The sequence below is a fragment of the Demequina rhizosphaerae genome (assembly GCF_000971255.1).
GTDB lineage: Bacteria > Actinomycetota > Actinomycetes > Actinomycetales > Demequinaceae > Demequina > Demequina rhizosphaerae.
In genome coordinates, this window is the sequence record NZ_BBMC01000003.1 from 358,122 (window position 1) to 383,791 (window position 25,670).

Here is a 25,670-nt window from a genome sequence, read left to right on the forward strand (position 1 = left end):
GCGACCTGGCGTGCGGGGCGAGCGCGCGGATCCGCCGCAAGGAATCCCACGCCCGTCGGCGTGTCGTGCGGGACACGCGGAGGAATCGCGCGGAGGCCGCGCACCTTAGTGCCACCCGGGACCGACAGGTGACAGATCCGCCATCGTGAGACGGAGATCACACCGGCGGCCCTCCCGATGCCCCCCGGGAGATGTCTGCCCTGCATACGCGGTCGATCGGGGCCTTCCGGCGCATCGTGCCGCCGCCCGACGGGGCGCCGGTGCGGGAATCCTGCCCCGGCATCCCGGGATAGCGCAGTTATGGTCTTACGAGTCCTCGCACCACGAAGCGCCGCTGGCACGGCCGCGGCAGCTCGGCGCGATGAACAGTCCTTGACACCGACCATGGAGACACGTGCGCAAGTTTCACCTGCCCTTCCGATGGCAGACGGCGACCACGTTCGCCGTCTGCTGCTTTCTTGGCGGCGTCGCCGTCGCGCTCGGCGTGCACGAGCAGCGTGTGGGAAGCGCCGTCGAGGAGGCACGCGCGCAGGCACGGCTCCTCGACGCGGAGCGCGAGAAGCTCGAGCTGACGCTCGCCAAGGCGCGTGAGGTCTCCGAGGTCTCCGAGTCCGTCTCCGACGAGGACCTCGTCGCCTCGGCCGCCGCCGAGCTCGCGCAGGCGGCGACGTCCGCCGCGTACGCGGCCGAGCAGCACAACATCCTCGTGAGCGCGACCGCGGTGGTGCCGCCGGTGTGGGCCAACGCGCCCCTCGGCGTCGAGACCGCGCGCGGCCCCTTCGCCGCCACCCCGTCGCTGCAGGTCGACGTGGCCGCCGTCCTCGGCGAGGTCGAGGACGCCGTGGCCGCCGAGCCCGACGTCTCCGCGAGCGCGGAGCCCAGCGCCTCCGCCAGCGCCGAGGCCTCCGCCGAGCCCTCGGCCGACGCGTCCGACGAGGCCTCCGCCAGCGCGGAGCCCAGCGCCTCCGCCAGCGCGGAGCCCACCGCCGAGCCCTCCGCCGACGCGTCCTCGTCCGCCGAGCCGAGCGCCTCCGCCGAGACCGAGCCCACCGGCTCCACCGTCGAGGACGATGCCGAGACCCTGGCCGCCCTCATCGACGACACCGAGGTCGCGCAGGTCCTGCGCGGCGAGGTCGACGATCTCGAGACGGTCGCCGCCACCGTGACCCGCCTCGAGGCGGCTGCCGCCCAGCTCGACGCCGCGACCCGCCGCATCGAGGGCACCACCGCGGTCCTCGAGGCCGCGACCGCCGAGGCCGCGCTCGAGCGCGCGAACCTCACGCTGGAGGAGCGCCTGGAGGCCGTCAAGGCCATCGCCGACTCGGCGAAGGACATGATCGACGCCGTCGACGGCAACGTCGCGCGCAAGGCGACCATCACCGACCTCAGGGAGGCCCGCAGCGCACTGCTCGAGCTGCGCGAGGTCGACGTCGACCGCGACGATCACGACGCCGTCGAGGCCGTGATCTCCGACGTCGCGGACGCGACCGCTGACGTCGAGGCCGCGGAGGAGGCCCTCTACACCTCGCACCACCGGTGGGTGAAGCAGGAGAACAAGCGCCGCACCCAGGTCAACAAGAAGCGCATGGCGACCTACGAGCGCCAGGTCGACAAGGCCTACGCGAACAGCTGGTCCAAGTACGCCGACGCGGCCGCCAACCATCAGGACGGCTGGTCCGGCGCGCCGACGGGCATCAACTACAGCAACGGCCAGATCCCCGGATCCCAGCTGTGCTCGCTGTCCTTCGCCTCGGGCCACCAGCTCCACTGCGACGCCGCCGAGGCGCTCGAGCGGGCCGACGACGACTACTACGCGCAGACCGGCAACCACCTGTCGGTGAGCTCCTCGTACCGCTCGTACGGCGCGCAGGTCGCGACCAAGGCGTCGAAGGGCTACCTCGCCGCCACCCCGGGCACCTCGAACCACGGCTGGGGCATGGCCGCCGACTTCGCGCCGGCCTCGGCCACGTGGATGCGCAACAACGGTGAGAAGTACGGCTGGGTGCACCCGCTGTGGGCGCGCTCGGGCGGCTCCAAGCCCGAGTCCTGGCACCTCGAGTTCGTCGCGCCCGGGATCGCGGTCGACATGCCCGACAAGCCGACCCTCCTCAAGAAGGTCTCGAGCTCGCTCAAGGGCTAGGCGGGAACCGCTCGCACGGCAGCGCCGAGGCCGGCGTCGATCATGGCGCCGGTCGCGCTCATCACGGCGTCCGCGCCGGCGGCGCGGTACGCCCGGTAGTGCGTCGCCGTGAGCACGCCGCCGACGCCCACGATCGCGAAGCCGCGCCCGTCGCGCTCGCGCAGCCGCGCGAGCCTGGCGGTCATCTCGAGACCCGCCCACCGGATCGCGTCGCCGCACACGCCCGCGGTCTCCCGGCCCTCGCCGGGGAGCGCGGGCCGGCCCTCGCGGTCGACGAGCCGGGCGGGGAGCGTGTTGACGGCCGCGTAGCCGTCGACGATGCCCGCGGTGGCGTCGACGAGCCGGGCGAGGGACGCATCGTCCCCGAAGTAGGCGAGCTTGAGCAGCAGCGGCACGTCCCCGACGGCGTCCTTGACGGCGCCCGCGATGCGGGCGACCTGCGGCGCGTCGAAGCACAGCAGCGCGCCGGTGCCCTCGTTGGGGCAGCTGAGGTTCATCTCGAGCACGGGCGCGCCCGTCTCCGCGACGAGGCGCGCGGCGGCGACGTGGTCGGCGACGTAGGCGGTCTCGCGGTCCCCGGTCCCGGCGGGCGGGTGCGTGCCCTGGAACGAGCCCACGAGCAGCTGGCCGTCCCCTGCGGCGGCGATGGCGGCGGCCATGTCCGGCTGCCACGCGTCGGGGTCGCGCGAGGGGACGCCGAACGAGTTGGAGATGCTGGTCGCGTCGTCGAGGTCGGCATCCGCGAGCAGGGGTTCGGGCCGCCCCGCGGCCAGGTCGCCGTCGACGTGCACGGCCAGCGCGTTGGGGAACGGATGCGAGGGCCACGCCCGCGTCCGCACGGTCTTGTAGACGTTGACGTCGAAGCCGTGGCGGAAGGCCGCCGCCGCGAAGGCGGCGTTGACGAGGGGGCCCGCGGGGATGCCGAAGGGGCGCACCACCCGATGGCCGAGGAACGATGCGTCGGCCGGGGGCCCCGGGACGTCGCCCGCGTCCGACGCGAGCGGGCCGAAGGGGCCGTGCGCGTAGTTGTCCTCGTAGCTGCGGCGCGGATCGTAGAACCAGGTCATGGTGGCTCGAGGCTAGCGCCGGGCGGCGCCGCGCGACCGGGACCTCGGGCCACGGCGCGCGCCACGTGCGCGGCCGTGGTGTCCTGAGGTCGTGGCCCCGGAGCTCGACGTCGACTACCTGGTGGTCGGCGCGGGCGCGGCCGGCCTCGCGTTCACGGATGCGCTCGTCGATCACTCGGACGCGACCGTCGCGCTCGTCGACCGCCGCGACGTCCCCGGCGGTCACTGGCGAGACGCCTACCCGTTCGTGCGGCTGCACCAGGCCTCGCAGTTCTACGGGGTCGCGTCGACGGTGCTCGGAGGCGCCGTGCAGACCGACGGCCCGGAGGCCGGCCTGCACGAGCGCGCCACCAAGGAGCAGGTGCTCGCGTACTACGACGCGGTGCTCGCGCGCCTCGAGGGCACCGGCCGGGTGGCGTTCCACGGCGGCGTCGAGCACGCGGGCGCGGGCCGCCTCCTGGATGCCGGCGGCGCCCCGACGGCCGGCGTCCGGCCCGGCACCCGCCTCGTCGACGCGCGCTACCTGTCCCCCGTCATCCCGGCCCGCGGGGCGCCGCCGTTCGCGGTGGCACCCGGCGCGCGGGTGGTGACGGTCGGGCGCCTCGATGAGGCGCTCGACGCCGCGCGCCTCGTCATCGTGGGCTCCGGCAAGACCGCCACCGACGCGATCGTGCACGCCCTCGGGGCGGGCGTCCCGCCCGACAGGCTCACGTGGATCCGGCCCCGCGACCCGTGGATGCTCGACCGCGCGGTGGTGCAGCCCGACCCCGCGGTCTTCCTGGGCCTGGTGGCGGCGACCTGGGAGGCCGCCGCGGCGGCGAGCGACCTCGACGACCTGTTCCTGCGGCTCGAGGACGCCGGCGTGATGATGCGGATCGACCCCGCCGTCACGCCGACGATGGCCAAGACGCCTACGCTGGGGCGCTGGGAGCTCGACCTGCTGCGCTCGGTCGAGCATGTCGTGCGGCGCGGCCACGTGCGCGCCGTGAAGCCCGGACGGATCGTGCTGGACCGGGGCGACGTCCCGGTGCCGCCCGGCACCGTCGTCGTGCACTGCGCCGCGGACGGGCTGCCGCGGCCGCCCCGCGTGCCCGTGTGGGCCCCGGACGCGATCACGCTGCAGCCCATCCGGTCCGGCTTCCCGTGCTTCGGGGCGGCGCTCACGGGCTTCGTCGAAGCGACCCGCACCGGCACCGCCCGGAAGAACGCGCTGTGCCCACCCACGCAGTACGGGGACACGCTCGCCGACTGGGCCGAGATGACGGTGCGCGGCGCCCGGTCGTCCGCGGCCTTCCTGGGGGATCCCGACGTGCGCTCGTGGGCGGACACCGTCGCGCTCAACCCCGCCCGCATCCCGCCCGGTCTCTCCTCCCCCGCGCTCGACGACGCCCGCGCGCGGATCGCTCGGAGCGCGTCCGCCGGCACGGACCGGCTGGCGGCGCTCGCCGGGCTCGCGGCGTAGCGCGGCTCTTGGCAAACCCTGAGCCCGCTGCCAGGGAAAACGCGGAGCCGCCTTCGTAGCGTTCCCTCATGACCTCGACCGCCGCCGCCCGTCCCCACCGCCTGCGCCGCCGCATCGTCGCGTCCGCCGCCACCCTCCTGCTCGTGCTCGCCGCGATCGCGACCTGGGCGCTCGACCGGTACGTGATCGACCACGTCGAGGTCGAGAACGCGTCCGCGTACGAGGCGCAGGTGGCCGAGGAGCAGACGGGCACGGACCTCACGACGACGGCCACCGGCGCCTCCGAGACGGACGACGAGGCCGACCCGTCGATCACCGTCACCGAGCACACCTACGGGAGCGGCTCCGACGCGGCCACCTACTACGTCGCCGACGTCGTCCTGACCGACATCACGCAACTGCGGTCGGCCTTCGCGGACGACGCGTTCGGCGAGAACATCATCGAGGACCCGTCGGACATCGCCGCCGACGTGGGCGCCGCGCTCGCGATCAACGGCGACTACTACGGGTTCCGGACCACCGGCATCGAGATCCGCAACGGCGTGATCTACCGCGACGAGCCGGCCCGCGAGGGCGCCGTCATCTACGCGGACGGCACCATGGAGGTCTACGACGAGACCACGACGAGCGCGCAGGAGCTGCTCGACGCGGGCGCATGGCAGACGCTGTCCTTCGGCCCGGCCCTCGTGGACGACGGCGTCATCGTGGAGGGCATCGACGAGGTCGAGGTCGACACGAACTTCGGCAACCACTCGATCCAGGGCGACCAGCCGCGCACCGCGATCGGCATGATCGACGCGAACCACTACGTGCTCGTCGTCGTGGACGGCCGGTCGAGCACGAGCGCCGGCGTGACCCTCACGGAGCTCGCGCAGATCATGGCCGACCTCGGGGCCACCGAGGCGTACAACCTCGACGGCGGCGGCTCGTCGACGATGGTGAGCGATGGGACCGTCGTCAACGTGCCCGGCGGGCGCGGCGACGAGCGGGGCACGTCCGACATCCTGTGGGTCGGCTGACATGTGGATCCTCATCCCGGCGTACGAGCCCGACGCGCGCCTCGTCGCGCTGGTCAGGTCGCTGAGCGACATCCATCGTGTGCTCGTCGTGGACGACGGCTCCGGCCCGCGCTTCCGCGCGGTGTTCGCCGACGCCGCGGCCCAGGGGGCGACCGTGCTCCGGCACGACGCGAACCGCGGCAAGGCGGACGCCCTGCGGACCGGCTTCGCATGGCTGGTCGGGCACGCGCCGGGCGAGGCGGTCGTCTGCGCGGACAGCGACGGTCAGCACACGCCCGAGGACGTCGCGCGCGTCGCCTCCGCGCTCCGCGACCGCTCCGCCGCGCGCCTGGACGATGCGGTGGTCCTGGGCGCCCGCGAGTTCGCCGGGGACGTCCCGCTGCGCTCCCGGCTGGGGAACCGCGCCACCGCCGCGCTGCTCGCGACCGTCACCGGCCGGCGCCTCACCGATACCCAGACCGGGCTGCGCGGCTACCCGGCCGCGCTGCTGCCGTGGGCCCTCGCGGTGCGCGGCCGGCGCTTCGCCTACGAGCTCGAGCTGCTCCTCGACGCGAGCCGCCGCGGCATCCCGGTGGTCGAGGTCCCGATCCGCACGGTCTACCTCGACAGGAACGCCTCGTCGCACTTCCGGCCCGTGGTCGACTCCGTCCGCGTGCTGTGGCCGCTCGCGATGTTCGCCGCCTCGTCGCTCGCGGCGTTCGCTATCGACGCGATCGCGCTCCTCGCGCTGTCCGCGGCGACCGGCTCGCTCGCCGTCGCGGTGGTCGGCGCCCGGCTGCTGAGCGCCAGCACCAACTTCGCCGTCAACCGGAGGGCCGTGTTCCGCTCGCGCGGACCCGTGGCACGGCAGGCGCTGCGCTACGCCGCCCTCGCGGCGCTGCTGCTGTTCCTCAGCTACGCGTCCATCCGCACGCTCACGGAGCTCGGGGTGCCGCTGCTGCCCGCCAAGCTGGGCACGGATCTCGTGCTCTGGGCCCTCTCGTACGGCGTGCAGCGTGCGATCGTCTTCGCGCCGCCTGGCGCAACGGAATCGCGCCCTACGCCCGGAAATGCACAGGATTCACGCGCCATTACGCACGTATAGCGCCAGTCTCGTGCGCGGCGCGCGCCCTATCCTGACCCGGTGATCCCCAACCCCGGCCCCGAGGACATCCGTCCCGAGCGCATGCACGCCGTCTCCGCGGAGAGCCGCGCCATCGTCGAATCCGTCCTGGACTACTCTCGCAGGCGCGTGCTGTGGGAGGACATCCCGCTCGACGTGCCGGCCACCCCCGACGAGCTGGCGGCACAGGCGCCGGCCTCCATCACGGCCACCGGCATCGGCGCGGTGCGCGCCCTCGCGCTGTTCGGCGACGTGCTCGCCCCGACCTGCCTGTCGACGGACCACCCCGGCTACCTGGCCTTCATCCCCTCCGCCCCCAGCAAGGCCGCGTCGGCCTTCGACCTGGTGGTGTCCGCATCGTCCATCTACGCGGGCTCGTGGCTCGAGGGCGCGGGCGCGGTGCACGCCGAGAACGAGGTGCTGGCCTGGCTCGCCTCGGAGTTCGGGCTGCCGGAGACCGCCGGCGGCGTGTTCGTCCAGGGCGGCACCATCGGCAACCTGTCCGCGCTGGTGGCGGCCCGGGACGCCGCCCGTCGGCGCAACCGCGAGGCCGGCCGGCCCGACCCCGCCCGCTGGGCGGTGGTGTGCAGCGGAGAGTCGCACTCGTCGGTCGAGTCCGCGGCGGCGGTCATGGACGTGGACGTCGTGGGGATCCTGCCCGACGACGACGGCCGCCTGCACGGCCATGCGGTGGCGGAGGCCCTCGCGGAGCACGGGGACGCGATCTTCGCGGTCGTGGCGACGGCGGGCACGACCAACTTCGGCATCGTCGACGACATCGCGGGCATCGCCGCGGTGACGCGTCGCCACGACGTGTGGCTGCACATCGACGGCGCGTACGGGCTCGCGGGCATGCTCGTGCCGCGCATGCGCGCGGCGTACGCCGGCGTCGAGCACGCCGACTCGCTCATCGTCGACCCGCACAAGTGGCTCTTCGCGCCCTTCGACGCGTGCGCGCTGCTCTACCGCGACCCCCAGATCGCCCGGCGCGCGCACACGCAGCACGCGTCCTACCTCGACACGCTCACCGAGGCGCCCGAGACCAACCCGTCCGACCTGTCGGTCCAGCTGACGCGCCGCGCGCGCGGCCTGCCGCTGTGGTTCTCCCTCGCGACGTACGGCACCGACGAGTACCGCTCGGCGATCGCCCACGGCATCGACCTCGCCCGGCGCATCGCCGACGAGATCGAGCGGCGCGACGGCCTCGCGCTCGTGCGGCGACCGCAGCTGTCCGTCGTGGTGTTCCGCAAGGAGGGCTGGACGCGCGCCGACTACGACGCGTGGTGCGCGCGTCTGCTGGGCGACCAGCGCGCCTTCGTGGTCCCGAGCTCGCACCACGGCGAGCCCGTGCTGCGCTTCGCGATCGTCAACCCGCTCACCACGTTCGCGCTGCTGTGCGAGGTGCTCGACACCCTCGACCGACCTGGGGACTCCCACTGACAGATGGGGCGCGTGAGCACCGTGGGGCTCGGGGCGACGGCCGTCGCCGTCCCCCCGAGCCCCACGGTTCACATCCGTCCTTGGGAGTCTCCCCGGTCAGCCGTTGAGGAGCTTCGCCGCGCGGCGCGCACCCTCGCCCAGCGAGTCCAGCTTGGCCCACGCGATCTGCGGGTGGACGCGACCGCCGAGGCCGCAGTCGGTCGACGCCACGACGTTGTCCGGGCCGACGATCTCGGCGAAGCGGACGATGCGGTCCGCGACCAGGTCGGGGTGCTCGACGACGTTGGTGGCGTGGCTGACGACGCCCGGGAGCAGCTTCGTGCCGGCGGGCAGCTCGACGTCGCGCCACACCTTCCACTCGTGCTCGTGGCGCACGTTGCCCGCCTCGAACGAGATCGAGCCGGCGTTGATCTCCGCGACGAGGTCGACGATGTGGCGCAGCTCGAGGTCCGTCGTGTGCGGGCCGTGCCACGAGCCCCAGCACAGGTGGATGCGGACCTGGTCGCGGGGCAGGCCCTCGATCGCGTGGTTGATCGCGTCGATGCGCGTGCGCAGGAACGCGCGGTAGTCGTCGACGGATGGCTCGGGGTTGATCTGGTCCCAGCTCTCCGCGAGCGACGGGTCGTCGAGCTGGACGGTCAGGCCCGCGTCGACGATCGCCTTGTACTCCTCGCGCATGACGTCCGCCCACGCCCAGATGTGCTCCTCCTCGGACGGGAAGTAGGCGTTGCCGATGCGCGCGGCGCTGCCCGGCGCGAGCGACGTGATGAAGCCGGTCTCGAGGCCCGCGGCGTCGAGGCCGCCGCGCAGGTGCGCGATGTCGGCGGCGATCGCGTCCTGGCCGCGGTACGACAGCGGGCCGACGGCGATGGGCCAGAACGGCGGCTCGCCCATGAGCACGCCGGACGTCGGGTCGAAGTACGCCTCCTGGAAGGCGACCCAGTCGCGACGGTCGTTCATCGAGGTGAGGCGGACGTTGCCCGGCGAGGAACGCACCGGCTCCGGCATCGGCGCGTCCTTGGGCGGGAGCGCGAGGCCCGCGGTGCGCTGGAAGGAGTACGACCACCACGCGCCGAAGTCGTGGGACGCGGTCATGGCCTTGCCGTACTCGCCGTCGCCGACGATGGTGATGCCCGCGTCGACCTGACGCTGGACGAGGTCGCGGACCGCCTGGCCGGCGAGCTCCTTGTACTCGTCGGTCTGGACGAGCGTGAAGCCGTCCTCCGCGACCTCGAGGGCGGCGGTGGCCGCGACGAGCTCGGGCGAGCGCGGCAGCGATCCCGCGGTGGTGGTCTGGATGGTCAGCTCGGACATCGAGGCTCCTTGGCGCGCGCGCACGGCGCTCGCATCGAATCGGTGCGCGGGCACACGGCCCGCATGGCGTGCAGTGACGGCCCGCCCGCAATGCCCACCCGTGGTGGATCCGAGGCCTCGTTTGATGCGCGGCGGCGGGGCCATTGTGCCCGGTCGCGCCGCGTGTCGCCAATCGCCGCGCCCACGGTCAGGACCGGACCGGCGCCTCGTCGAGAAGGGCGGGGATCGCCTTCTCGATCGCGTCCGCGGCGGCCGTGAGGCTGAGCCGGAAGTGGGCGGGGCGGTCGAACAGCGTGCCGGGCATGATGAGGACGCCGCGCTCCGCGAGCCGGGCGGCCAGGCCCTCGGCGTCGCCGTCGGGCGCCTCGGCCCACAGGTAGAAGGTGCCCTCGGCCCGCGTGACGCGGAAGCCGGCCTCCGTGAGCGCGCCGTGGAGCCGGTCGCGGCGCCGCTGCAGCTCCGCCACGTCGATCGACACCGTCTCGAGGTCCGGCACCGCGTATTGCATGATCGCGTCGGGGAACCCCCATCCGATCGAGAGCTGCGCGGGCACGAACGCCTCGCGCAGGGCGGCGCGGACGTCGTCCGGCAGGAGCGGGCCGAGCGCCAGGTACCCCAGCCGCTGTCCCGGCGCCAGCAGCACCTTGCCGTAGCTGTAGTCGATGAGGGTCCACGGGTACACGGCGGCGGGGCTGGTGAACGGCACGCCGTCGAAGCGGATGCGCCGGTACGGCTCGTCGGAGAGGACCCAGATGCGCCGGCCGATCGCCGCCGACCTCTCCTCCAGCGCATCCGCGAGCCGCTCGAGCTGGTCGCGGGGGTAGACGCGCCCGGTGGGGTTCGCGGGCGAGTTCACGATGACGATGCGGGTGCGGGGGGTGACGGCGGCCGCGATGGCCTCGACGTCCAGGTCGAACGTGCCGGGCGCGAGCGGCACGGGGACCGGGACCAGCCCGCCGATGCGCAGCATCGGCGGGTAGCAGAACCAGCCGGGCACCGGGTAGATGACCTCGTCGCCCTCGTCGGCGACGAGGTGGAGCGCGAGGTCGATGGCGCCGAACGCGCCCTGCGTGAGCGCGATGTCCGCCGCCTCGAAGGGCAGGTCGAGCTCGGCGCGCAGGCCCGCCGCGATGGCGTCCTGCGCCGGCACCTCGTTGGTCTTGTACGCGAACCACGCCTCCGAGCGCGGCTCGACCTGCGCGCGGATCGCGCCGACGAGTCCCGGCAGCGGCATCTCGTGGGGGTTGCCGAAGGTGAGGTCGGCGATCCCCGGCTCGTCCGCGCGTGCTCCCACCCCCGCGAGGAAGCGGGTCACCGGGCCGATGTCGTCCTCCGCCGCGCGGGCGCGTGCCGACAGCTCCATGACGTCCCCCCTGCGTCCGGCGCGGCGCCGGACCCCCGTCCATCGTCACCGCGGAGGGGGCGCCCCGCAACCGGGACGCCCCCTCCGCGCGGCGTCACGCCGCGGCAGGCACGGGCTCGTGCAAGAAGCGCGCGTATGCGGGCAGCGTGAGGAACGTGGGGAACGCGTCCTCGAGGCAGACCTCGCGCAGCAGCGCGGCGGCGTCGTCGAGGCGGTCGTCCGGGGTGCGCGGCAGTCCGGCCTGCACCTCGTCGACGATGCGGCCGACGTACGACGGGGTGACGAGGATGCCCTCCGCGGTCGCCACCCTCAGATGGATCCACTGCCACAGCTGCGACCGGCTGATCTCCGCCGTCGCGACGTCCTCCATGAGGTTGTCGATCGCGGCGGCGCCGGTCCCCCGCAGCCAGCTCTCGAGGTAGCGCAGGCCCGCGGCCACGTTGGCCCGCACCCCCGCCGCCGTCACCTGGGCGCCGGCAATCCGCACGTCGAGCAGGTCCGCGGCGGTCACCCGCACGTCGTCGCGGAGGCGGTCCCGCTGGTCCGGGCGGTCGCCCAGCACCGTGTCGAACTCGGCGCGGGCGACGGCCACCAGCCCCGGGTGGGCGACCCAGCTGCCGTCGAAGCCCGCGCTGGCCTCGCGGCGCTTGTCGGCCGCGACCTGGGCGAGAGCGCGCTCCGTCGCCTCGGGGTCGCGACGGTTGGGGATGAAGGCGCTCATGCCGCCGATGGCCTGCGCGCCGCGCCGATGGCACGTCGACACGAGCAGCTCGGTGTACGCCCGCATGAACGGCACCGTCATCGTGACGGCCGACCGGTCCGGGAGGAGGTGGGCCTCTCCCCGCTCCCGGAAGCACTTGATCATCGAGAAGATGTAGTCCCACCGGCCCGCGTTGAGGCCGGCGCAGTGGTCCCGCAGCTCGTACAGCATCTCCTCCATCTCGAAGGCCGCCGGGAGCGTCTCGATGAGCATCGTGGCGCGGATCGTGCCGTGGTCGAGACCCAGGTGCTCCTCGGTGAAGGTGAAGACCTGGTCCCACAGCCTCGCCTCGAGGCGGCCCTCCATCTTGGGCAGGTAGAGGTACGGACCCGAGCCGGTCTCGATCAGCGCCCGCGCGTTGTGCAGCACGTAGAGCGCGAAGTCGACGAGGGAGGCCGACGTCGGGTGCCGGTGCCCGTGGGGGTCGACGTGGAGCAGGTGGCTCTCGACCAGGTGCCATCCGCGCGGCCGGAACACGATGGTCGGCGTCTCGTCGCCGAGCCGGTACTCCTTGCCCTCGGGGCTCGTGTAGGCGATCGTCCCGCGGATCGCGTCCGCGAGGTTGAGCTGCCCCTCGATCATGTTGGCCCACGTGGGCGTGTTCGCGTCCTCGTGGTCGGCGAGCCACACCCTCGCCCCGGAGTTCATCGCGTTGATGGTCATCTTCCGGTCGGTCGGCCCCGTGATCTCCACCCGCCGGTCCTCCAGCCCCGGGCCCGGGCCGGCGACCCGCCACGACGGGTCCTCGCGGATCGCGCGCGTCTCCGGCAGGAAGCCGGGATCCGCGCCGGCCGCGATCGCCTCCGCGCGCTCCTGGCGGGCGCGGAGCAGCTCCGCGCGGGAGCCGGCGAAGCGCCGATGGAGGCGGGCGAGGAACGCCAGCGCATCCTCCGTGAGGATCTCGTCGTACCGGTCCCCCATCGGGCCGGCGATCTCGATTCGCGTGTCGCACATGTCTCCTCCTAGAACTGCTCGGCCTCGGTCGAGCCCACGAGTGCGAGCGTCGAGGCGGTCGGGTTGAGGGCGGTCGAGATGCGGTCGAAGTACCCGGTGCCGACCTCGGCCTGATGCTTGGTGGCGGTGTAGCCGCGCGCCTCCGCCTCGAGCTCGGCCTCCTGCAGCCGCACGTAGGCGCTCATCTGGGTGGCGGCGTAGTCCTGCGCGAGCTCGAACATGCCGTGGTTGAGCGAGTGGAAGCCCGCGAGGGTGATGAACTGGAACGCGTAGCCCATGGCGGCCAGCTCGCGCTGGAACGATGCGATCTGCGCGTCGTCGAGGTGGCGCCGCCAGTTGAAGCTCGGCGAGCAGTTGTACGCGAGCCGCTGCTCGGGGTGCTCGGCGTGGATCGCCTCCGCGAAGCGGCGCGCGAGCTCGAGGTCGGGCGTCGAGGACTCGACCCAGAGCAGGTCCGCGTAGGGCGCGTAGGCCAGTCCGCGCGCGATCACCGGCTCGATCCCGCCGCGCACCTCGTAGAAGCCCTCGGCGGTGCGCTCCCCGGTGACGAACTCGCGGTCCCGCTCGTCGACGTCGGAGGTGAGCAGGGTGGCCGCGAGCGCGTCGGTGCGCGCGATGATCACGCTCGGGACGCCGGCGACGTCGGCCGCCAGGCGCGCCGCGTTGAGGGTGCGGACGTGCTGGGAGGTGGGCACGAGCACCTTCCCACCCATGTGCCCGCACTTCTTCTCGGACGCGAGCTGGTCCTCCCAGTGCACGCCCGCCGCGCCCGCGCCGATCATCGCCTGCATGAGCTCGTAGGCGTTGAGCGGGCCGCCGAATCCGGCCTCGGCGTCGGCGACGATCGGGGCCAGCCAGTCGCGCGAGGTGCCGCCGGTCTCGGCGTGCTCGATCTGCGCGGCGCGCAGCAGCGCGTTGTTGATGCGCCGCACCACTGCCGGCACCGAGTTGGCCGGGTAGAGGCTCTGGTCGGGGTACGTCTGCCCCGCGAGGTTCGCGTCGGCCGCGACCTGCCACCCGGACAGGTAGATCGCCTTGAGGCCGGCCCGCACCTGCTGCACGGCCTGGTTGCCGGTGAGCGCGCCGAGCGCGGCGACCCACTGCTCGGGGCGCGTGCGGTTGGTCTCGATCATGTCCCACAGCGCCTCGGCGCCTCGGCGCGCGAGGGTCGCGTCCTCGCGGACCGGTCCCCGCAGCCGCACGACGTCCTCGGCCGTGTAGTCGCGGCGGATGCCGGTCCAGCGCGGGTCCCAGGCCCACTCGGCCCCCAGCTCGGCGGCGGTCTGGTGCTGATCCCCGGGGCGGATCGTCATGTCCATGGTCGGCTCCTGTTCTCTCCACGTCGTCGTGGTAGTGAGACGACCGTAGGCAGCAGAATGGGGACGATGCGGCGGGGTTCCGGGCAGAACTTTGCAGGAAGTTCTGGCGATCGGAACGATCACGTGCCAGGATCGGCGCATGAGCCAGCCGCAGGGGGCGCTCGACGACGAGGTCGGCCCCACTCCCCTGACCATCGGCCGTCGCGTGCGCAGCCTCCGCCAGGCGCGCGGCTTGACCGTCGCCCAGCTCGGCGAGGCGATCGGCCGCGCCGCCTCGCAGATCTCCGTCATCGAGAACGGCCGCCGCGAGCTGCGCGTCTCCGAGCTGAGGACCCTGGCGACCGCGCTGGGCGCCACGCTGGACGACCTGCTGGACCCGGAGCCGCCGTCGCGGCGGGACGCGCTCGAGCTCGAGCTGCAGCGCGTCCAGGAGGGACCGCTCTTCGCGTCGCTCGACCTGCCGCGCCTCGCCGTGCGACGCTCGCTGCCGGATGAGGCGATCGAGACGGTGCTCGCCCTCCATGCGGAGCTCGTGCGGCTCCACGAGCGGCGCGCCTCGACCCCCGAGGAGGCCCGCCGCGCCAACACCGACCTGCGGGCGGCCCAGCGCGAGCGCGCCAACTACTACCCCGAGCTCGAGGCGACGGCGCGCGAGCTGCTCGGCGCGATCGGCCACGGGGGCGGCCCGCTGTCCCACTCCGCCGCATCGTCCCTCGCCCGCCACCTGGGGTTCTCCGTGCACTACGTGCACGACCTGCCGGTCACCACCCGCTCGGTGACGGACGGCCGCCACGGCCGCATCTACCTGCCCATCCGGCACGACGGCGGCGACCGCCGGGTCGTGCTCCTGCAGGCGCTCGCCACCTCGGTGCTCGGCCACGACGAGCCGGACGGCTACGCGGAGCTGCTGCGCCAGCGCGTGGAGGCCAACTACCTCGCGGCGGCGCTCATGATGCCCGAGGATTCCACCGTCGAGCTCCTCGTCGAGGCGAAGGCGGCGCGCGAGCTGTCGGTCGAGGACCTCCGCGACGCCTTCTCGGTGAGCTACGAGGCGGCCGCGCACCGCTTCACCAACCTCGCCACCCAGCACCTGGGACTGCCCGTGCACTTCCTCAAGGTGAGCGCTTCCGGGGTCCTGTCGAAGGCGTACGAAAACGACGACGTGAGGTTCCCGCAGGACGCGCTGGGCAACGTGCTCGGCCAGCGCGTGTGCCGCCAGTGGAGCGCGCGGCAGGTGTTCGAGCGGGACGACCGCTACGGGATCTACCACCAGTACACCGACAAGCCCAACGGCACGTACTGGTGCACGTCCGCGGTCCAGACCGACGCCGGCGGCGACTTCTCCGTCTCGGTCGGGACGCAGTACGCCCACTCGAAGTGGTTCCGGGGACGCGACACCACGACGCGCCGGTACTCGAGCTGCCCCGACCCGGGCTGCTGCCGCTACCCGGCGCCCGAGCTCGAGGACCGCTGGGACGAGGCCGCGCGCCCGTCCGCGCGCATCAACTCGTCCCTGCTCGCCGCGACGCCATCCGGCTCGGCGACGGGCATCGACCGCGTGGCGGTCTACGAGTTCCTCGAGCAGCACGCGCCCGAGGCATGACCTTGACCCCGACGCGGCGCGCCGCCATGTGTGAGCGAAGACACGCGCGAATGTCCTTCAAATCTGCGTAAAGACTTGGTAACGTCCGGTGGCGTGAGCAAGGACGCCACCATCCGCACCCTGCGCCTCATCGGCGCCTCCGTCATCCTGTCCGCCCTCGGCTTCCAGGCCTGGGCCGACCTCACGTACGGCACGTTCACGTGGGGCCAGCTCCCGGGCTACTTCACGCCGCTCGCGAACCTCGCGGGCATCGTGGCGCTGCTGGCCGCGGCGCGCGTGGGCAGGCCCGAGTCCCGCTGGGTCACCGTGCTGCGCGTCAACTCCGCCACCTACCTCGTGGTCGTCGGTGCGGTGTACTGGGCGCTGCTCGCGCCGTTCACCACGCCGTACTTCCCCTGGGCCAACGCGATCCTCCACGGCGGCTCGGGCGTCATCCTCGCGCTCGACTGGATCCTCATCGGCGGGCGCCGCCGGCTCCCGCTGAGCACGCTGTGGAGCGTGCTGAGCCTGCCCGCCATCTGGGTGTCCTACCTGCTCTTCCGCGCGTTCCTGGACGGCTGGGTGCCCTACCCGTTCCTCGATCCCGCGCGCGGGCTCGCCGCGATCCTCGCGACGCTGGGCGCGATCGCCGCGGTCGGGCTCGGGGTGTCGGGCATCCTCCGGGTGCTGGCCGTGCTCCGGCCGGCGACCTTCTGGCCCGCGGCCACGGGTGCGCGGGTCCCCGCGCGCGCGACGCAGCCGCCGCGCGACTGACCGGCGGCCTCAGGCCTCAGGACGATGCGGCGGCTCGGCGGGGAGCCGCGGCGGGCCGGGGGGACGGCGGCGCGAGCGCAGCGCGGTCACGGCGATCACGGTCGCACCCACGAGCGCTAGCCCGCCGAGCAGCATGGCCGCCGCCGCGCCGCCCTCGATCGTGACCTTGGGCGCGAACGTCCCGGAGATCGCGAAGCCGTCCCTCACCTTGGCCGTGGAGTCACGGCGCGCGTCGCTGCTCATGCCCGCCAATGTAGCCGGGCCCACCGCGGACCCGCCCCCTCCGCCGTCGCCCTGCGGACCCGTCCCCTCGGGGCTACGTTGATTCAGGGGGCACGCAGGGCCGAGGAGGGTGGCGATGGCATCCGAGCAGGACGACCGTGAGACGGGGGCCACGAGGCTCCGAGGCTTCACCAACGACTTCGACGACTTCGCCGAGCCGTGGTTCACCATGCCGCCGGACAGCATGCCGCCGGACACGGCCTATCAGATCGTCCACGACGAGGCGATGCTGGACGGCAACGCGCGCCTCAACCTCGCGACCTTCGTGGGCACGTGGATGGACGAGCACGCGAACCGGCTGTACAGCGAGACGTTCGACAAGAACATGATCGACAAGGACGAGTACCCCAAGACCGCGGAGATCGAGACCCGGTGCTGGCGCATCCTCGCGGACCTGTGGCACGCGCCGGAGCCCGAGCACGCGATCGGCACCTCGACGATCGGCTCCTCGGAGGCCGCGATGCTCGCGGGGCTCGCCCTCATGCGGCGCTGGCGCGCGCGGCGGCGGGAGGCGGGCCTGCCTACCGACCGGCCCAACCTCATCATGAGCGCCGCCGTCCAGGTGTGCTGGGAGAAGTTCTGCAACTACTGGGACGTCGAGGCGCGCCTCGTGCCCGTGTCGCTCGCGCACCCCACGCTCGACGGCCACGACCTCGCCTCGTACGTGGACGAGAACACCATCGGCGTGGTCGCGATCATGGGCGTGACGTACACGGGCGCGTACGAGCCCGTGCAGGAGATCGCGCGCGCGCTCGACCGCATCGAGGCCGACACGGGGCTCGACGTGCCCATCCACGTCGACGGCGCCTCCGGCGCCATGGTCGCGCCCTTCATCCAGCCGGACATCGTCTGGGACTTCCAGGTCGAGCGGGTCGTCTCGATCAACACGTCGGGCCACAAGTACGGCCTCGTCTACCCCGGCCTCGGCTGGGTCGTGTGGCGCACGCGCGGGCACCTGCCCGACGACATGATCTTCTCGGTCAGCTACCTCGGCGGCGACATGCCGACGCTGGCGCTCAACTTCTCGCGCCCCGGCGCCCAGGTGCTGCTCCAGTACTACCTGTTCCTCCGGCTCGGCCGCGAGGGGTACGCGGAGGTGCACGGGCACACGCGCGAGGTGGCGCTGTACGTGTCGCGCGAGATCGGGGAGATGGGGCCGTTCGAGCTCGTGAGCGACGGGAGCGACATCCCGGTCTTCGCGTGGCGGCTCAAGGAGGGCCACACCGACAACTGGAACCTCTACAACCTGTCGGACAAGTTGCGTGCGCGAGGGTGGCAGGTCCCCGCCTACCCCCTGCCCGAGGACATGCAGGACGTCACGGTCCAGCGCATCGTTGTGCGTCGCGGGCGCCGCGCGGCCGCGCGCGACTTCCTCGAGGACTTCCGGGCATGCGTCGAGTACCTGGACGGGCTCGACGGGCCGATCCCGACGGAGCGCCCCGGGACCGCCTTCCACCACTGACGGTCAGGCCCGGGCGACCGACGCGGTGGCCCCCGGCCGGACCAGCACCGCGGCCGCAAGGAAGCACAGCCCGCCGAGGACCGTGCCGAGGTTGGCCCAGAACAGGCTCACGAAGGTCGTGGTCTCCGGCACGACGTAGGCGCCGACCGCCGACACCCCGAAGGCGACGGAGCCGATCATGTTGAGCCACGCCGCCTGCGGCGTGCGTGCGCGCACGTGCCAGAGCTCGTGCCGACGCCGCGCCGCCGCCAGCGCGAGCGCGCCCGACACGAGGAACGCGAGCGACCCCCACGCGTTCGACCGCCAGCCCGTGCCCACGGCGTCCGGCGCCGCGACGGCGGCGAGCAGCGCGGCCAGCGTGCTCACGTTGAACAGCACCGTGCCGACGGACTGCACGGCGGCCGACCACCAGTCGAAGCGGTCCGCCGCGGTGGCGCCGCTCCGAGGCACGTGGCGACCGCTGAGGAGCAGCTGGATGGCGCCCGCGACGGTGAAGAGGACCGATCCCGTGAAGAACGTCACACCGGTGGCCACGGCGCCCACCGCATCGGCGTACCAGGGCAGCGCGCCGACGATGAAGCACAGGGAGCCCAGCGCGAACCCCACCGCCTCCGCCCGCAGGCGGATGTACCTGCGGGGAGACACCTCGTCGCGTGCGTCGGCGGCCATGCCTCGACTGTAGGGCGAGCGCCGCCGGAAGGGCCTGCCGACGAGCGCCCCGCCACCCCGCTCGAAGGCGCGCATCGGCCCCGGTTTCCATACCGCATCCGGCCGCCGAAGTTGCCTCCCGTGACCAATTTGTTATCTTCTTTCGAGACATTCCGAGGAGTACCGCTTGTTCTTCACCCGCCTGCCCTTCCCCCGCCGTGCCCAGCGCGCCGCCTCCGCCACCGTCGCGGGCGGCGCGCTCAGCATCGGATACGCCACCGCCGCGCTCGCCTCTCCCGCCGGCACGCCCGCCGACGCCGGCGACCTGTCGGCACAGGCGCAGGAGACCGCGCAGACGGCCGAGCTGACGGTCGCGCCGATCTCCGCGGACACCGAGGCCGCGTGGGGCGGCGCCGAGATCCCCGAGGTCGAGGTCACACCGCTGTGGGAGCAGCCCAAGCAGATCGCCAAGGCCCGCCGCCTCGCGTCGGACCCCGAGGTCGTCGCCACCGCGGCGGTGCACCTGCGCGCGGACGCGTCCGTCGACGCCGAGTCCCTCACCGTCGTGCCCGAGGGCTCCGAGCTCGGCACCGATGCCGACGCCGTGACCAAGGGGCGCTTCACCCGCGTCTACACGGAGGACGGCCTCACCGGCTTCATCGCCACCCGCCTGCTCGAGGACTACGTGGTCGAGGCCGAGACCACCGCGGCCACCACGTCCCCGTCCTCGTCGAGCTCCGCTTCGTCCTCGGCATCGTCGACCGCCGCCTCCTCCGCGACGTACTCGAGCATCGTCACCGCGGCGCTCGCGCAGGTCGGCTCCGCCTACGCCTTCGCCTCGGCGACGCCGGGCGCCTTCGACTGCTCGGGCCTCGTGTCCTGGGCGTACGCCCAGGTGGGCAAGAGCGTCCCGCACTCGTCGAGCGCGATCCGGGCCACCGGCACCGTGGTCTCCGCATCGGCCGCGCAGCCGGGCGACATCATCTGGTCCCCCGGCCACGTGTCGATCTACCTCGGCAACGGCCAGCAGGTCGAGGCGGTCGGCCCCGGCAGCGGCGTCCAGCAGACGAGCATCTGGCAGTCGAGCCCGGTCTTCCTGCGCTTCTGACGCGCGCCGCCGACCGGCACGCGCACCTCGGTCGGCGGTCCCGGCCGGGGCGCGGTACCGTCGCGCCATGAGCCACATCTCCGGTACCCAGATCACCCTCACCCACGGCGACCAGGTCGCCACCCTCGCCACCGTGGGCGCGGCGCTCCGCGCGTACACGGTCGGGGGCCGCGACGTCGTCGTGCCGTTCGGCGCGGACGAGATCGCGCCGGCCTTCCACGGCATGGTGCTCGCGCCCTGGCCCAACCGGATGCGCGACGGCCAGTACTCGTTCGGCGGCGAGGACCTCCAGGTCGCGCTCACCGAGCCCGGCCGCGGCACCGCGCTGCATGGCCTGGTGTGCTGGGAGGACTGGGTCGTCGCGTCGTCGTCCGAGTCGTCGGCCACGCTGAGCCTCGACCTCCCGGCGAGCCCGGGATACCCGTTCCAGCTCGCGCTCGAGACCACGTACGCGCTCTCCGACGACGGCCTCGCGATCACCACGGTGGCCCGCAACCGTGGCAACGCCCCCCTGCCCTACGGCGTGGGCTTCCACCCGTGGTTCGCCCCGGGCGGCACCGCGCTCGACGAGTGCACGCTTCAGCTCGACGCCGCGTCGCGCGTCACGGTCGACGAGCGCCTGCTCCCCGCCGAGGTCGTCCCGGTCGACGGCGACTTCGACCTGCGTGAGCCTCGCGCGCTCCCGGGCGTCGCCTTCGACGACGCGTGGGTGGACCCGATCCTCGACGCGGACGGCCGCTCGTGGGCCCGCCTGGGCTGGGCGGACGGGTCGACCGTCGAGATCTGGGCCGACTCCGAGGCGACCGCGTGGCAGATCTGCACCGGCGACGAGGTGCCGGGCGTGCGCCGCGCGGGCGTCGCCATCGAGCCCATGTCGTGCATCGCGGACGCGTTCCGCACCGGCGAGCGGCTCGTGACGATCGAGCCCGGCGGCACGCACACGCTCGCGTGGGGCATGCGCCTCAGCTGATCCCTCCCCGGTTCGACGACGCCCCCGCGAGCCTCGGCGCCCGGGGGCGTCGTCATGCCACCGTGCGCCGGCGCGTCACGCCCGCGACCACCAGCGCGGTGCCGACCGCCGCGACCACGACGAGCGCGGCGACGGCTCCGGCGCCGGGCCCGTAGCCGAGCGTCGCGCCGAGCAGGCGCCGCCCCGCGACGGTCGGGAGCAGCACGATCGACCCGGACAGCGCGGCCGGCACGGTCGACGACGTGCCCACGGCAAGCGTGACGACGCCGACCACCACCGCAAGGAGGCGTCCGAGGCCGCCGAGCGCGGCCGCGAGACCCACGTTCGCGATGCCGAAGACCGTCCCGATGCCGAGCGCGCCCGCGACGAAGGCGAGGCGCGCTCCTGCGCCGGCGTCGACGAAGCCCACGACGACGACGCCGACGACCGCGCCCTGCGCGAGCCCCACGAGCGCCGCGGACCGCACGGAGCCGCCCGCGATGGCCGCGGTCGACGCGGCGGTCATGAGGCGCCGCCGCGGCACCGCGCGGCGCGCCAGGGCCAGGACGATGCCGCCGACCCACAGGCCCGCGACCGCGAACAGCGGCACCGAGACCACCCCGTCCGGCGCGAGGGCCACGGCCGCGGACACCGGACGCGCGGCGACCGTGGACAGCGTCGCGATGTCCTTCGTGCTGTAGGTCGGGATCTGATCGGCGGCCTCCGCGAGCCCGTCGGAGAGCTGGGACGCGCCCTCGTCCACGGACTCGGCACCCGAGTCGACCGAGCCGGCGCCCTCGGCGACCGAGGCGCCGCCCGCGGCCGAGTCCGCTGCCCCCGATGCCACCTCCTCGCCCCCGGACGCGGAGCGGTCGACGCCGTCGACGAGTCCCGGCATGCCGGCGGCGAGCTCGGCGTTGCCCGCGGCCACCTGGTCCGCCCCGGCCGCGAGGGCGTCCACCTGCTGCTGGGCGGCCCGCAGCCGCCCCACGAGCGCGGTGCCGCGCGCGCACCCGGGCTGGCGCGGTCTCGCGCACAGGTCGTCGACGAACGCGGACACGTCGCCCACGCCCGCGCCGAGCGCCGCGGCCTCGGCGTCGAGCGCCGCGGCCACCTCCGCCGCACCCGCCGCAAGCCGCGCCGTCTCCCCCGGCAGCGCCTGGACGGACGTCGCGAGGCGGGCGAGGCCGGCGGCGAGGGCCGCGGCGCCCGCATCGAGCGAGTCGAGGCCCGCCGCGAGCTCGTCGGCGCCGTCCGCGAGCTCGCCCGCGCCGTCGGCCAGGGAGCCCGCCCCCGAGGCGAGCTGCGCGGCGCCGTCCGCCGCCTGCGCGACCGACGACTGGATCTGGTTGAAGCCGTCGTAGACGTTCGCGAGGTAGCGCGCCGTGAGCTGCTCGTTGAGGCTCGCGACGGCGGCCTCCACGACCACGTCCGTGAGCGCGGGATCGAGGAACGCGGTCGCCGGGGTCGTGGTCACATGGATCGTGGCCGCCACGGCGTCCTTCGCGGGTCCCGACAGCGAGGTGGCGTCGGCGGAGAAGGACGGCGGGATGCGGACGATGGCGGCGTAAGTGCCGGCGTCGAGGCCAGTCTTCGCGTCGGACTCGTTGGTCAGGATCCACGTGAAGTTCGGGCCGGACGGGGCCGGGCTCGCGGTCGCGTCCGGGCCAGGGTCGTCGGGCGCCCCCGTGCCGGCCTGCCCGCCGATGAGCCGGCCCGCGAACTCGCGGCCCAGCGGAACGAGCTGCCCGTCGACCTTCACCGGGTCGTCGGCGTTGACCACGGCGGCGGTGACCCGGTCGAGGTCCTCGGACGGCGCGGCGAGCGCCCACGCGAGCAGGCCGGCGACGGCGACCGGGACGAGGAGGACGCCGAGCAAGCTGCGCCATCCCCAGCGCTCGGCGCCGGCGGTGCCGTCGAACGGACGCGCGCTCACGCGGGCACCCCGGCGGGCGCACCGGCCGCCACGCGGCCGAGGTCGACGGAGTGGATCCGGAGGCCCGCCGGCAGGAGTCCGACGAGGTCCACCTCGTGCTCGCTCGCGAGGACCAGCGTGAGCGGCTCCCCCGTGCGTTCCTGCGCGGCCCGGCGCGTGGAGTCGAGGGCGCGCGCCAGCGCCTGCCGGGCGGCCGCGTCGGGCACCGTCGCCGCGCCGTCGACCGCGAGCACGACGGTGCGCGCGCCGGCCGCGGCCTCGCCCAGGATCTCGCCCGGATCGTCGGCGCCGGTGAGCAGGGCGTACCCCGACCGGCGGCGCAGGGATGCGGCGCGGACGGGCAGCACGAGCCCCGCGACCTTGGCCCGGCCGCTCGACACCGGCGTGCGTCCCGTCAGCGCGAGCAGCACGCGGGTGCGCTCGCCGGCGGATCCGCCCTCGACGACGAGCACCTCGCCCGGTGCGACCGTCGCGGTGAGGCCGCGCGCCTCCTCGGGGACGCCGTCGACCCGGGCCTCTCCGAGCGCGATCGCCGGGCGCGCCCCCGGCGCGGGCCAGTCCGCGAGCGCGTCCTCCGCGGCCAGCCCCGCGCCCTCGACGTCGAAGTGCGGCAGCACCCGGTCGAGGCCGCGCGGGAACCACCACGTGGCACGGCCGAAGAGCGCCAGCACGGCCGGGATCAGCGTCATCCGGACCAGGAACGCGTCGCACGCCACCCCGACGGCGAGGCCGAGGGCGATGGGCTGGATCGAGGCCTCGCCGCCTCGCACGAAGCCGCCGAAGACCGCGGTCATGATGATCGCGGCGGCGGTGACGACGCGCGCCGAGCCGACGAAGCCGTGGTGGATCGCGCGCCGGGGCTCGGGCCGCTCGAGGTAGGACTCCCGCATCCGGCTCACGAGGAAGACCTCGTAGTCCATCGCGAGGCCGAAGAGGACGCCCATCACGATGATGGGCATGAAGCTGATGATGGAGCCGACATGGGCGACCTGGAGGGGCCCGGTCAGGGCACCGTCGACGAAGACGAGCGAGGCCATGCCGAAGGCGAAGCCGATCGACAGCAGGTAGCCGAGCGCGGCGGTCACGGGCACGACGATCGAGCGGAACACCATCGCGAGCAGCACGAGCGACAGCCCGACCACGAGCAGCGCGAACGGCACCAGCGCGCCGCCGAGCTGGGACGAGATGTCGATGCCGACCGCGGTGTACCCGGTCACGGAGAGCTCGACGGCGTAGTCCTCGAGCCAGGTCGGCTCGAGCGCCCGGAGCGCGTGCACGAGCCGCTCGGTGCGCTCGGAGTCGGGAGCGCCCTCCGGGATCGCCTGGATGATCGCGGTGTCCCCGGTCTGGTTGGGCGTCGCGAGGGCGATCGAGGCGACGCCGGGGACGGCGGCGATCTCGTCCGCGAGGTCGTCGACGAGGGTGACGGGGTCGGTGCTCTGGATCACGGAGCCGGTGACGAGCAGCGGGCCGTTGAAGCCGGGGCCGAAGTGCTCGGCGACGAGGTCGTACGTGGTCCGGCCGGGCTCCCCCTGCGGCAGGGAGCCGGCATCGGGCAGCGCGAGGCGCAGGTCCAGCGCCGGCAGGGCCGCGGCGCCCAGCAATCCGACGACGAGGACGACCGTGACGGGCGGCCAGCGCGTCACGGCGCGGACCCATCTCCCGAACACCCCGCCCACCGGCTCCTCCGGCGGGGGCTGGGGCGGGGGTGCGGACGGCTCCTCCCCCGCGCCGCCCGCGTCCCCGTCGTCGTCCCGGCCATCCGCGGCGTCGGCGCGACCCTGGCCGGCGTCGCCCGCACGCACGTCCGCGACCGCCGCATCGTCCATCCCGTCCGCGCCGCGGCCGTCGCCGTCCGCGGGCGGCCCGTGCGCGGGCCGGAACCGCCTTCCGACCGCGCGCCAGCCGGCGAAGCCGAGCAGCGCCGGCGTGAGCGTGAGACCGATGAGCGCGGCGGCGGCCACCCCCGCCGCCGCGGCCACGCCCGTGACGGTGAGGAACGGGATGCCGGCGACGGACAGGCCCAGGAGCGCGATGATGACGGTGGTGGCGGCGAAGGCGACGGCGGAGCCCGCGGTCGCGATGGCGCGCGGCGCGGACTCCTCGGGCGCCATGCCGCGCTTGAGCTGGTCCTGATGCCGGCTGATGACGAACAGCGCGTAGTCGACGCCGACCGCGAGCCCCAGCATCACCGCCAGCAGCGGCGCGGTCGACGTGATGGTGACCCAGCGCGTGACGGCGAAGACGAGCGCGACGGCGATGCCGACGCCGAGCGTCGCGGTGACGAGCGGCATGCCCGCCGCGATGAGCGAGACGAAGGTGATCGCGAGGACCACGTAGGCGAGGCCGAGGCTCGTGACCTCGCTGGCGCCGATGCCGGGGTCCGTCTGGGAGAAGAGCTGGCCGCCGACCGCGACCTGCGAGCCGTCCGGGAGGGCCTTCTCCAGCTGGCGGCCCGCACGCTGGAGCGCCGCCTCGGTCGAGGGCAGCACCTGCGGGACCTGGACGGTGAGCTGGATGGGCACGAGCGCCGCCGATCCGTCGGGCGCGATGTTGCTGCTCGTGGTGCCGTCGTAGGGCGACGTGGCGCCGGCGACCTGGTCGATCTGCTGGATCTGGGCGACGGTGTCCTCGACGGCCGCGCGGAAGGCGTCGCCCGTGACCTTGCGGCCCTCGGGGGCGACCGCGATCAGCTGCGCGGACGTTCCGGAGAACTGCGGGAAGGTGCGGGCCAGGGCGTCGAGCGCGTCCTGCGACTCGGTGCCGGGGAACGTGTAGCTGTTGTTCGTGCCGGTGCCGACGCCGGCCGCGACCGCGCCGGCGAGGACGAGGACCGCGATCCAGCCCACGAGGACGAGACGGCGCGCGCGGTACGCCCAGCGACCCAGGGCGTAGAGCATCGCGGACATCGGCTCACCTCGCTCCGCTCGCACCGGCGGGGAGGCGCTCCAGTGTGAGGAATGGACACGAATGCTGCGCGTTCGTCAGG

19 protein-coding genes are annotated in these 25,670 nt (G+C 74.0%); 10 read left to right on the top strand and 9 right to left on the bottom strand.

The window, feature by feature from the left end:
- The first annotated feature begins 394 nt into the window (after positions 1 to 394).
- Positions 395 to 2,140, top strand: a complete 1,746-nt coding sequence (locus AOM07_RS05380) for a M15 family metallopeptidase (protein WP_062311760.1) — start codon at positions 395 to 397, stop codon at positions 2,138 to 2,140.
- On the opposite strand, the gene AOM07_RS05385 is transcribed toward AOM07_RS05380, so the two are convergent.
- A complete protein-coding gene (locus AOM07_RS05385; RefSeq protein ID WP_062311761.1) occupies positions 2,137 to 3,207 on the bottom strand; it encodes a beta/alpha barrel domain-containing protein in 1,071 nt (356 codons plus the stop codon). The genes AOM07_RS05380 and AOM07_RS05385 overlap by 4 nt on opposite strands.
- Positions 3,208 to 3,298: 91 nt before the next feature.
- On the opposite strand from AOM07_RS05385, the gene AOM07_RS05390 reads away from it, so the two are divergent.
- From AOM07_RS05390 to AOM07_RS05405, 4 genes are all read left to right on the top strand, one after another.
- Positions 3,299 to 4,669, top strand: a complete 1,371-nt coding sequence (locus tag AOM07_RS05390; RefSeq protein ID WP_062311762.1) for an NAD(P)-binding protein — start codon at positions 3,299 to 3,301, stop codon at positions 4,667 to 4,669.
- A 68-nt stretch (positions 4,670 to 4,737) separates the two neighbouring features.
- The gene (locus AOM07_RS05395; protein ID WP_062311763.1) at positions 4,738 to 5,688 is read left to right on the top strand and encodes a phosphodiester glycosidase family protein; all 951 of its coding nucleotides are present in this window, start codon (positions 4,738 to 4,740) and stop codon (positions 5,686 to 5,688) included.
- Position 5,689: 1 nt separating this feature from the next.
- On the top strand, positions 5,690 to 6,772 hold the full coding sequence (locus tag AOM07_RS05400) for a glycosyltransferase family 2 protein (RefSeq protein WP_062311764.1): 1,083 nt from the start codon (positions 5,690 to 5,692) through the stop codon (positions 6,770 to 6,772).
- A gap of 81 nt (positions 6,773 to 6,853) precedes the next feature.
- Complete coding sequence (locus AOM07_RS05405) at positions 6,854 to 8,230, top strand: pyridoxal phosphate-dependent decarboxylase family protein (RefSeq protein ID WP_062311936.1); 1,377 nt, start codon at positions 6,854 to 6,856, stop codon at positions 8,228 to 8,230.
- 96 nt (positions 8,231 to 8,326) lie between these two features.
- On the opposite strand, the gene AOM07_RS05410 is transcribed toward AOM07_RS05405, so the two are convergent.
- The 4 genes from AOM07_RS05410 to aceA form a co-directional block, all read right to left on the bottom strand.
- A complete protein-coding gene (locus tag AOM07_RS05410) occupies positions 8,327 to 9,544 on the bottom strand; it encodes a cobalamin-independent methionine synthase II family protein (RefSeq protein ID WP_172657681.1) in 1,218 nt (405 codons plus the stop codon).
- Between the two features lie 187 nt (positions 9,545 to 9,731).
- Positions 9,732 to 10,907 (bottom strand): aminotransferase class I/II-fold pyridoxal phosphate-dependent enzyme, encoded by a 1,176-nt coding sequence (locus tag AOM07_RS05415; protein WP_062311765.1) that lies wholly within the window; start codon positions 10,905 to 10,907, stop codon positions 9,732 to 9,734.
- Between the two features lie 94 nt (positions 10,908 to 11,001).
- Complete coding sequence (gene aceB / locus AOM07_RS05420; RefSeq protein WP_062311766.1) at positions 11,002 to 12,621, bottom strand: malate synthase A; 1,620 nt, start codon at positions 12,619 to 12,621, stop codon at positions 11,002 to 11,004.
- A gap of 8 nt (positions 12,622 to 12,629) precedes the next feature.
- A complete protein-coding gene (gene aceA / locus AOM07_RS05425) occupies positions 12,630 to 13,940 on the bottom strand; it encodes an isocitrate lyase (protein WP_062311767.1) in 1,311 nt (436 codons plus the stop codon).
- Positions 13,941 to 14,079: 139 nt separating this feature from the next.
- Here aceA and AOM07_RS05430 point away from each other — a divergent pair, with 139 nt between their 5' ends.
- Positions 14,080 to 15,543 (top strand): helix-turn-helix transcriptional regulator, encoded by a 1,464-nt coding sequence (locus AOM07_RS05430; RefSeq protein WP_062311768.1) that lies wholly within the window; start codon positions 14,080 to 14,082, stop codon positions 15,541 to 15,543.
- A gap of 93 nt (positions 15,544 to 15,636) precedes the next feature.
- Positions 15,637 to 16,296, top strand: a complete 660-nt coding sequence (locus AOM07_RS05435; RefSeq protein ID WP_062311769.1) for a Pr6Pr family membrane protein — start codon at positions 15,637 to 15,639, stop codon at positions 16,294 to 16,296.
- Positions 16,297 to 16,305: 9 nt separating this feature from the next.
- Here AOM07_RS05435 and AOM07_RS05440 read toward each other — a convergent pair whose 3' ends face one another.
- The gene (locus AOM07_RS05440; RefSeq protein ID WP_062311770.1) at positions 16,306 to 16,539 is read right to left on the bottom strand and encodes a hypothetical protein; all 234 of its coding nucleotides are present in this window, start codon (positions 16,537 to 16,539) and stop codon (positions 16,306 to 16,308) included.
- Between the two features lie 115 nt (positions 16,540 to 16,654).
- Between AOM07_RS05440 and gad the strand changes: the two genes are divergently transcribed.
- Entirely contained in the window at positions 16,655 to 18,040 is a 1,386-nt protein-coding gene (gene gad, locus AOM07_RS05445) for a glutamate decarboxylase (protein ID WP_084830122.1), read from the top strand.
- A 3-nt stretch (positions 18,041 to 18,043) separates the two neighbouring features.
- Here gad and AOM07_RS05450 read toward each other — a convergent pair whose 3' ends face one another.
- On the bottom strand, positions 18,044 to 18,709 hold the full coding sequence (locus AOM07_RS05450; RefSeq protein WP_062311771.1) for a hypothetical protein: 666 nt from the start codon (positions 18,707 to 18,709) through the stop codon (positions 18,044 to 18,046).
- Between the two features lie 166 nt (positions 18,710 to 18,875).
- Between AOM07_RS05450 and AOM07_RS05455 the strand changes: the two genes are divergently transcribed.
- Together AOM07_RS05455 and AOM07_RS05460 are read left to right on the top strand one after the other, a co-directional pair.
- Positions 18,876 to 19,796 (top strand): C40 family peptidase, encoded by a 921-nt coding sequence (locus tag AOM07_RS05455; protein WP_062311772.1) that lies wholly within the window; start codon positions 18,876 to 18,878, stop codon positions 19,794 to 19,796.
- Between the two features lie 67 nt (positions 19,797 to 19,863).
- The gene (locus tag AOM07_RS05460; RefSeq protein WP_062311773.1) at positions 19,864 to 20,766 is read left to right on the top strand and encodes an aldose 1-epimerase family protein; all 903 of its coding nucleotides are present in this window, start codon (positions 19,864 to 19,866) and stop codon (positions 20,764 to 20,766) included.
- Between the two features lie 52 nt (positions 20,767 to 20,818).
- Here AOM07_RS05460 and AOM07_RS05465 read toward each other — a convergent pair whose 3' ends face one another.
- Complete coding sequence (locus AOM07_RS05465; RefSeq protein WP_062311774.1) at positions 20,819 to 22,681, bottom strand: YhgE/Pip domain-containing protein; 1,863 nt, start codon at positions 22,679 to 22,681, stop codon at positions 20,819 to 20,821.
- Positions 22,678 to 25,590, bottom strand: a complete 2,913-nt coding sequence (locus AOM07_RS15035; protein WP_062311775.1) for an MMPL family transporter — start codon at positions 25,588 to 25,590, stop codon at positions 22,678 to 22,680. The genes AOM07_RS05465 and AOM07_RS15035 overlap by 4 nt, the downstream gene beginning before the upstream one ends.
- Positions 25,591 to 25,670 lie beyond the last annotated feature (80 nt).

Bases quoted from the DNA above. Each gene is read 5' to 3' on its own strand.
- AOM07_RS05410 (WP_172657681.1), bottom strand. From the start codon at position 9,544: ATGTCCGAGCTGACCATCCAGACCACCACCGCGGGATCGCTGCCGCGC.
- AOM07_RS05430 (WP_062311768.1), top strand. From the start codon at position 14,080: ATGAGCCAGCCGCAGGGGGCGCTCGACGACGAGGTCGGCCCCACTCCC.
- aceA (WP_062311767.1), bottom strand. From the start codon at position 13,940: ATGGACATGACGATCCGCCCCGGGGATCAGCACCAGACCGCCGCCGAG.
- AOM07_RS05440 (WP_062311770.1), bottom strand. From the start codon at position 16,539: ATGAGCAGCGACGCGCGCCGTGACTCCACGGCCAAGGTGAGGGACGGC.
- aceB (WP_062311766.1), bottom strand. From the start codon at position 12,621: ATGTGCGACACGCGAATCGAGATCGCCGGCCCGATGGGGGACCGGTAC.
- gad (WP_084830122.1), top strand. From the start codon at position 16,655: ATGGCATCCGAGCAGGACGACCGTGAGACGGGGGCCACGAGGCTCCGA.
- AOM07_RS05415 (WP_062311765.1), bottom strand. From the start codon at position 10,907: ATGGAGCTGTCGGCACGCGCCCGCGCGGCGGAGGACGACATCGGCCCG.
- AOM07_RS05405 (WP_062311936.1), top strand. From the start codon at position 6,854: ATGCACGCCGTCTCCGCGGAGAGCCGCGCCATCGTCGAATCCGTCCTG.
- AOM07_RS05460 (WP_062311773.1), top strand. From the start codon at position 19,864: ATGAGCCACATCTCCGGTACCCAGATCACCCTCACCCACGGCGACCAG.
- AOM07_RS05400 (WP_062311764.1), top strand. From the start codon at position 5,690: ATGTGGATCCTCATCCCGGCGTACGAGCCCGACGCGCGCCTCGTCGCG.
- AOM07_RS15035 (WP_062311775.1), bottom strand. From the start codon at position 25,590: ATGTCCGCGATGCTCTACGCCCTGGGTCGCTGGGCGTACCGCGCGCGC.
- AOM07_RS05385 (WP_062311761.1), bottom strand. From the start codon at position 3,207: ATGACCTGGTTCTACGATCCGCGCCGCAGCTACGAGGACAACTACGCG.
- AOM07_RS05395 (WP_062311763.1), top strand. From the start codon at position 4,738: ATGACCTCGACCGCCGCCGCCCGTCCCCACCGCCTGCGCCGCCGCATC.
- AOM07_RS05450 (WP_062311771.1), bottom strand. From the start codon at position 18,709: ATGGCCGCCGACGCACGCGACGAGGTGTCTCCCCGCAGGTACATCCGC.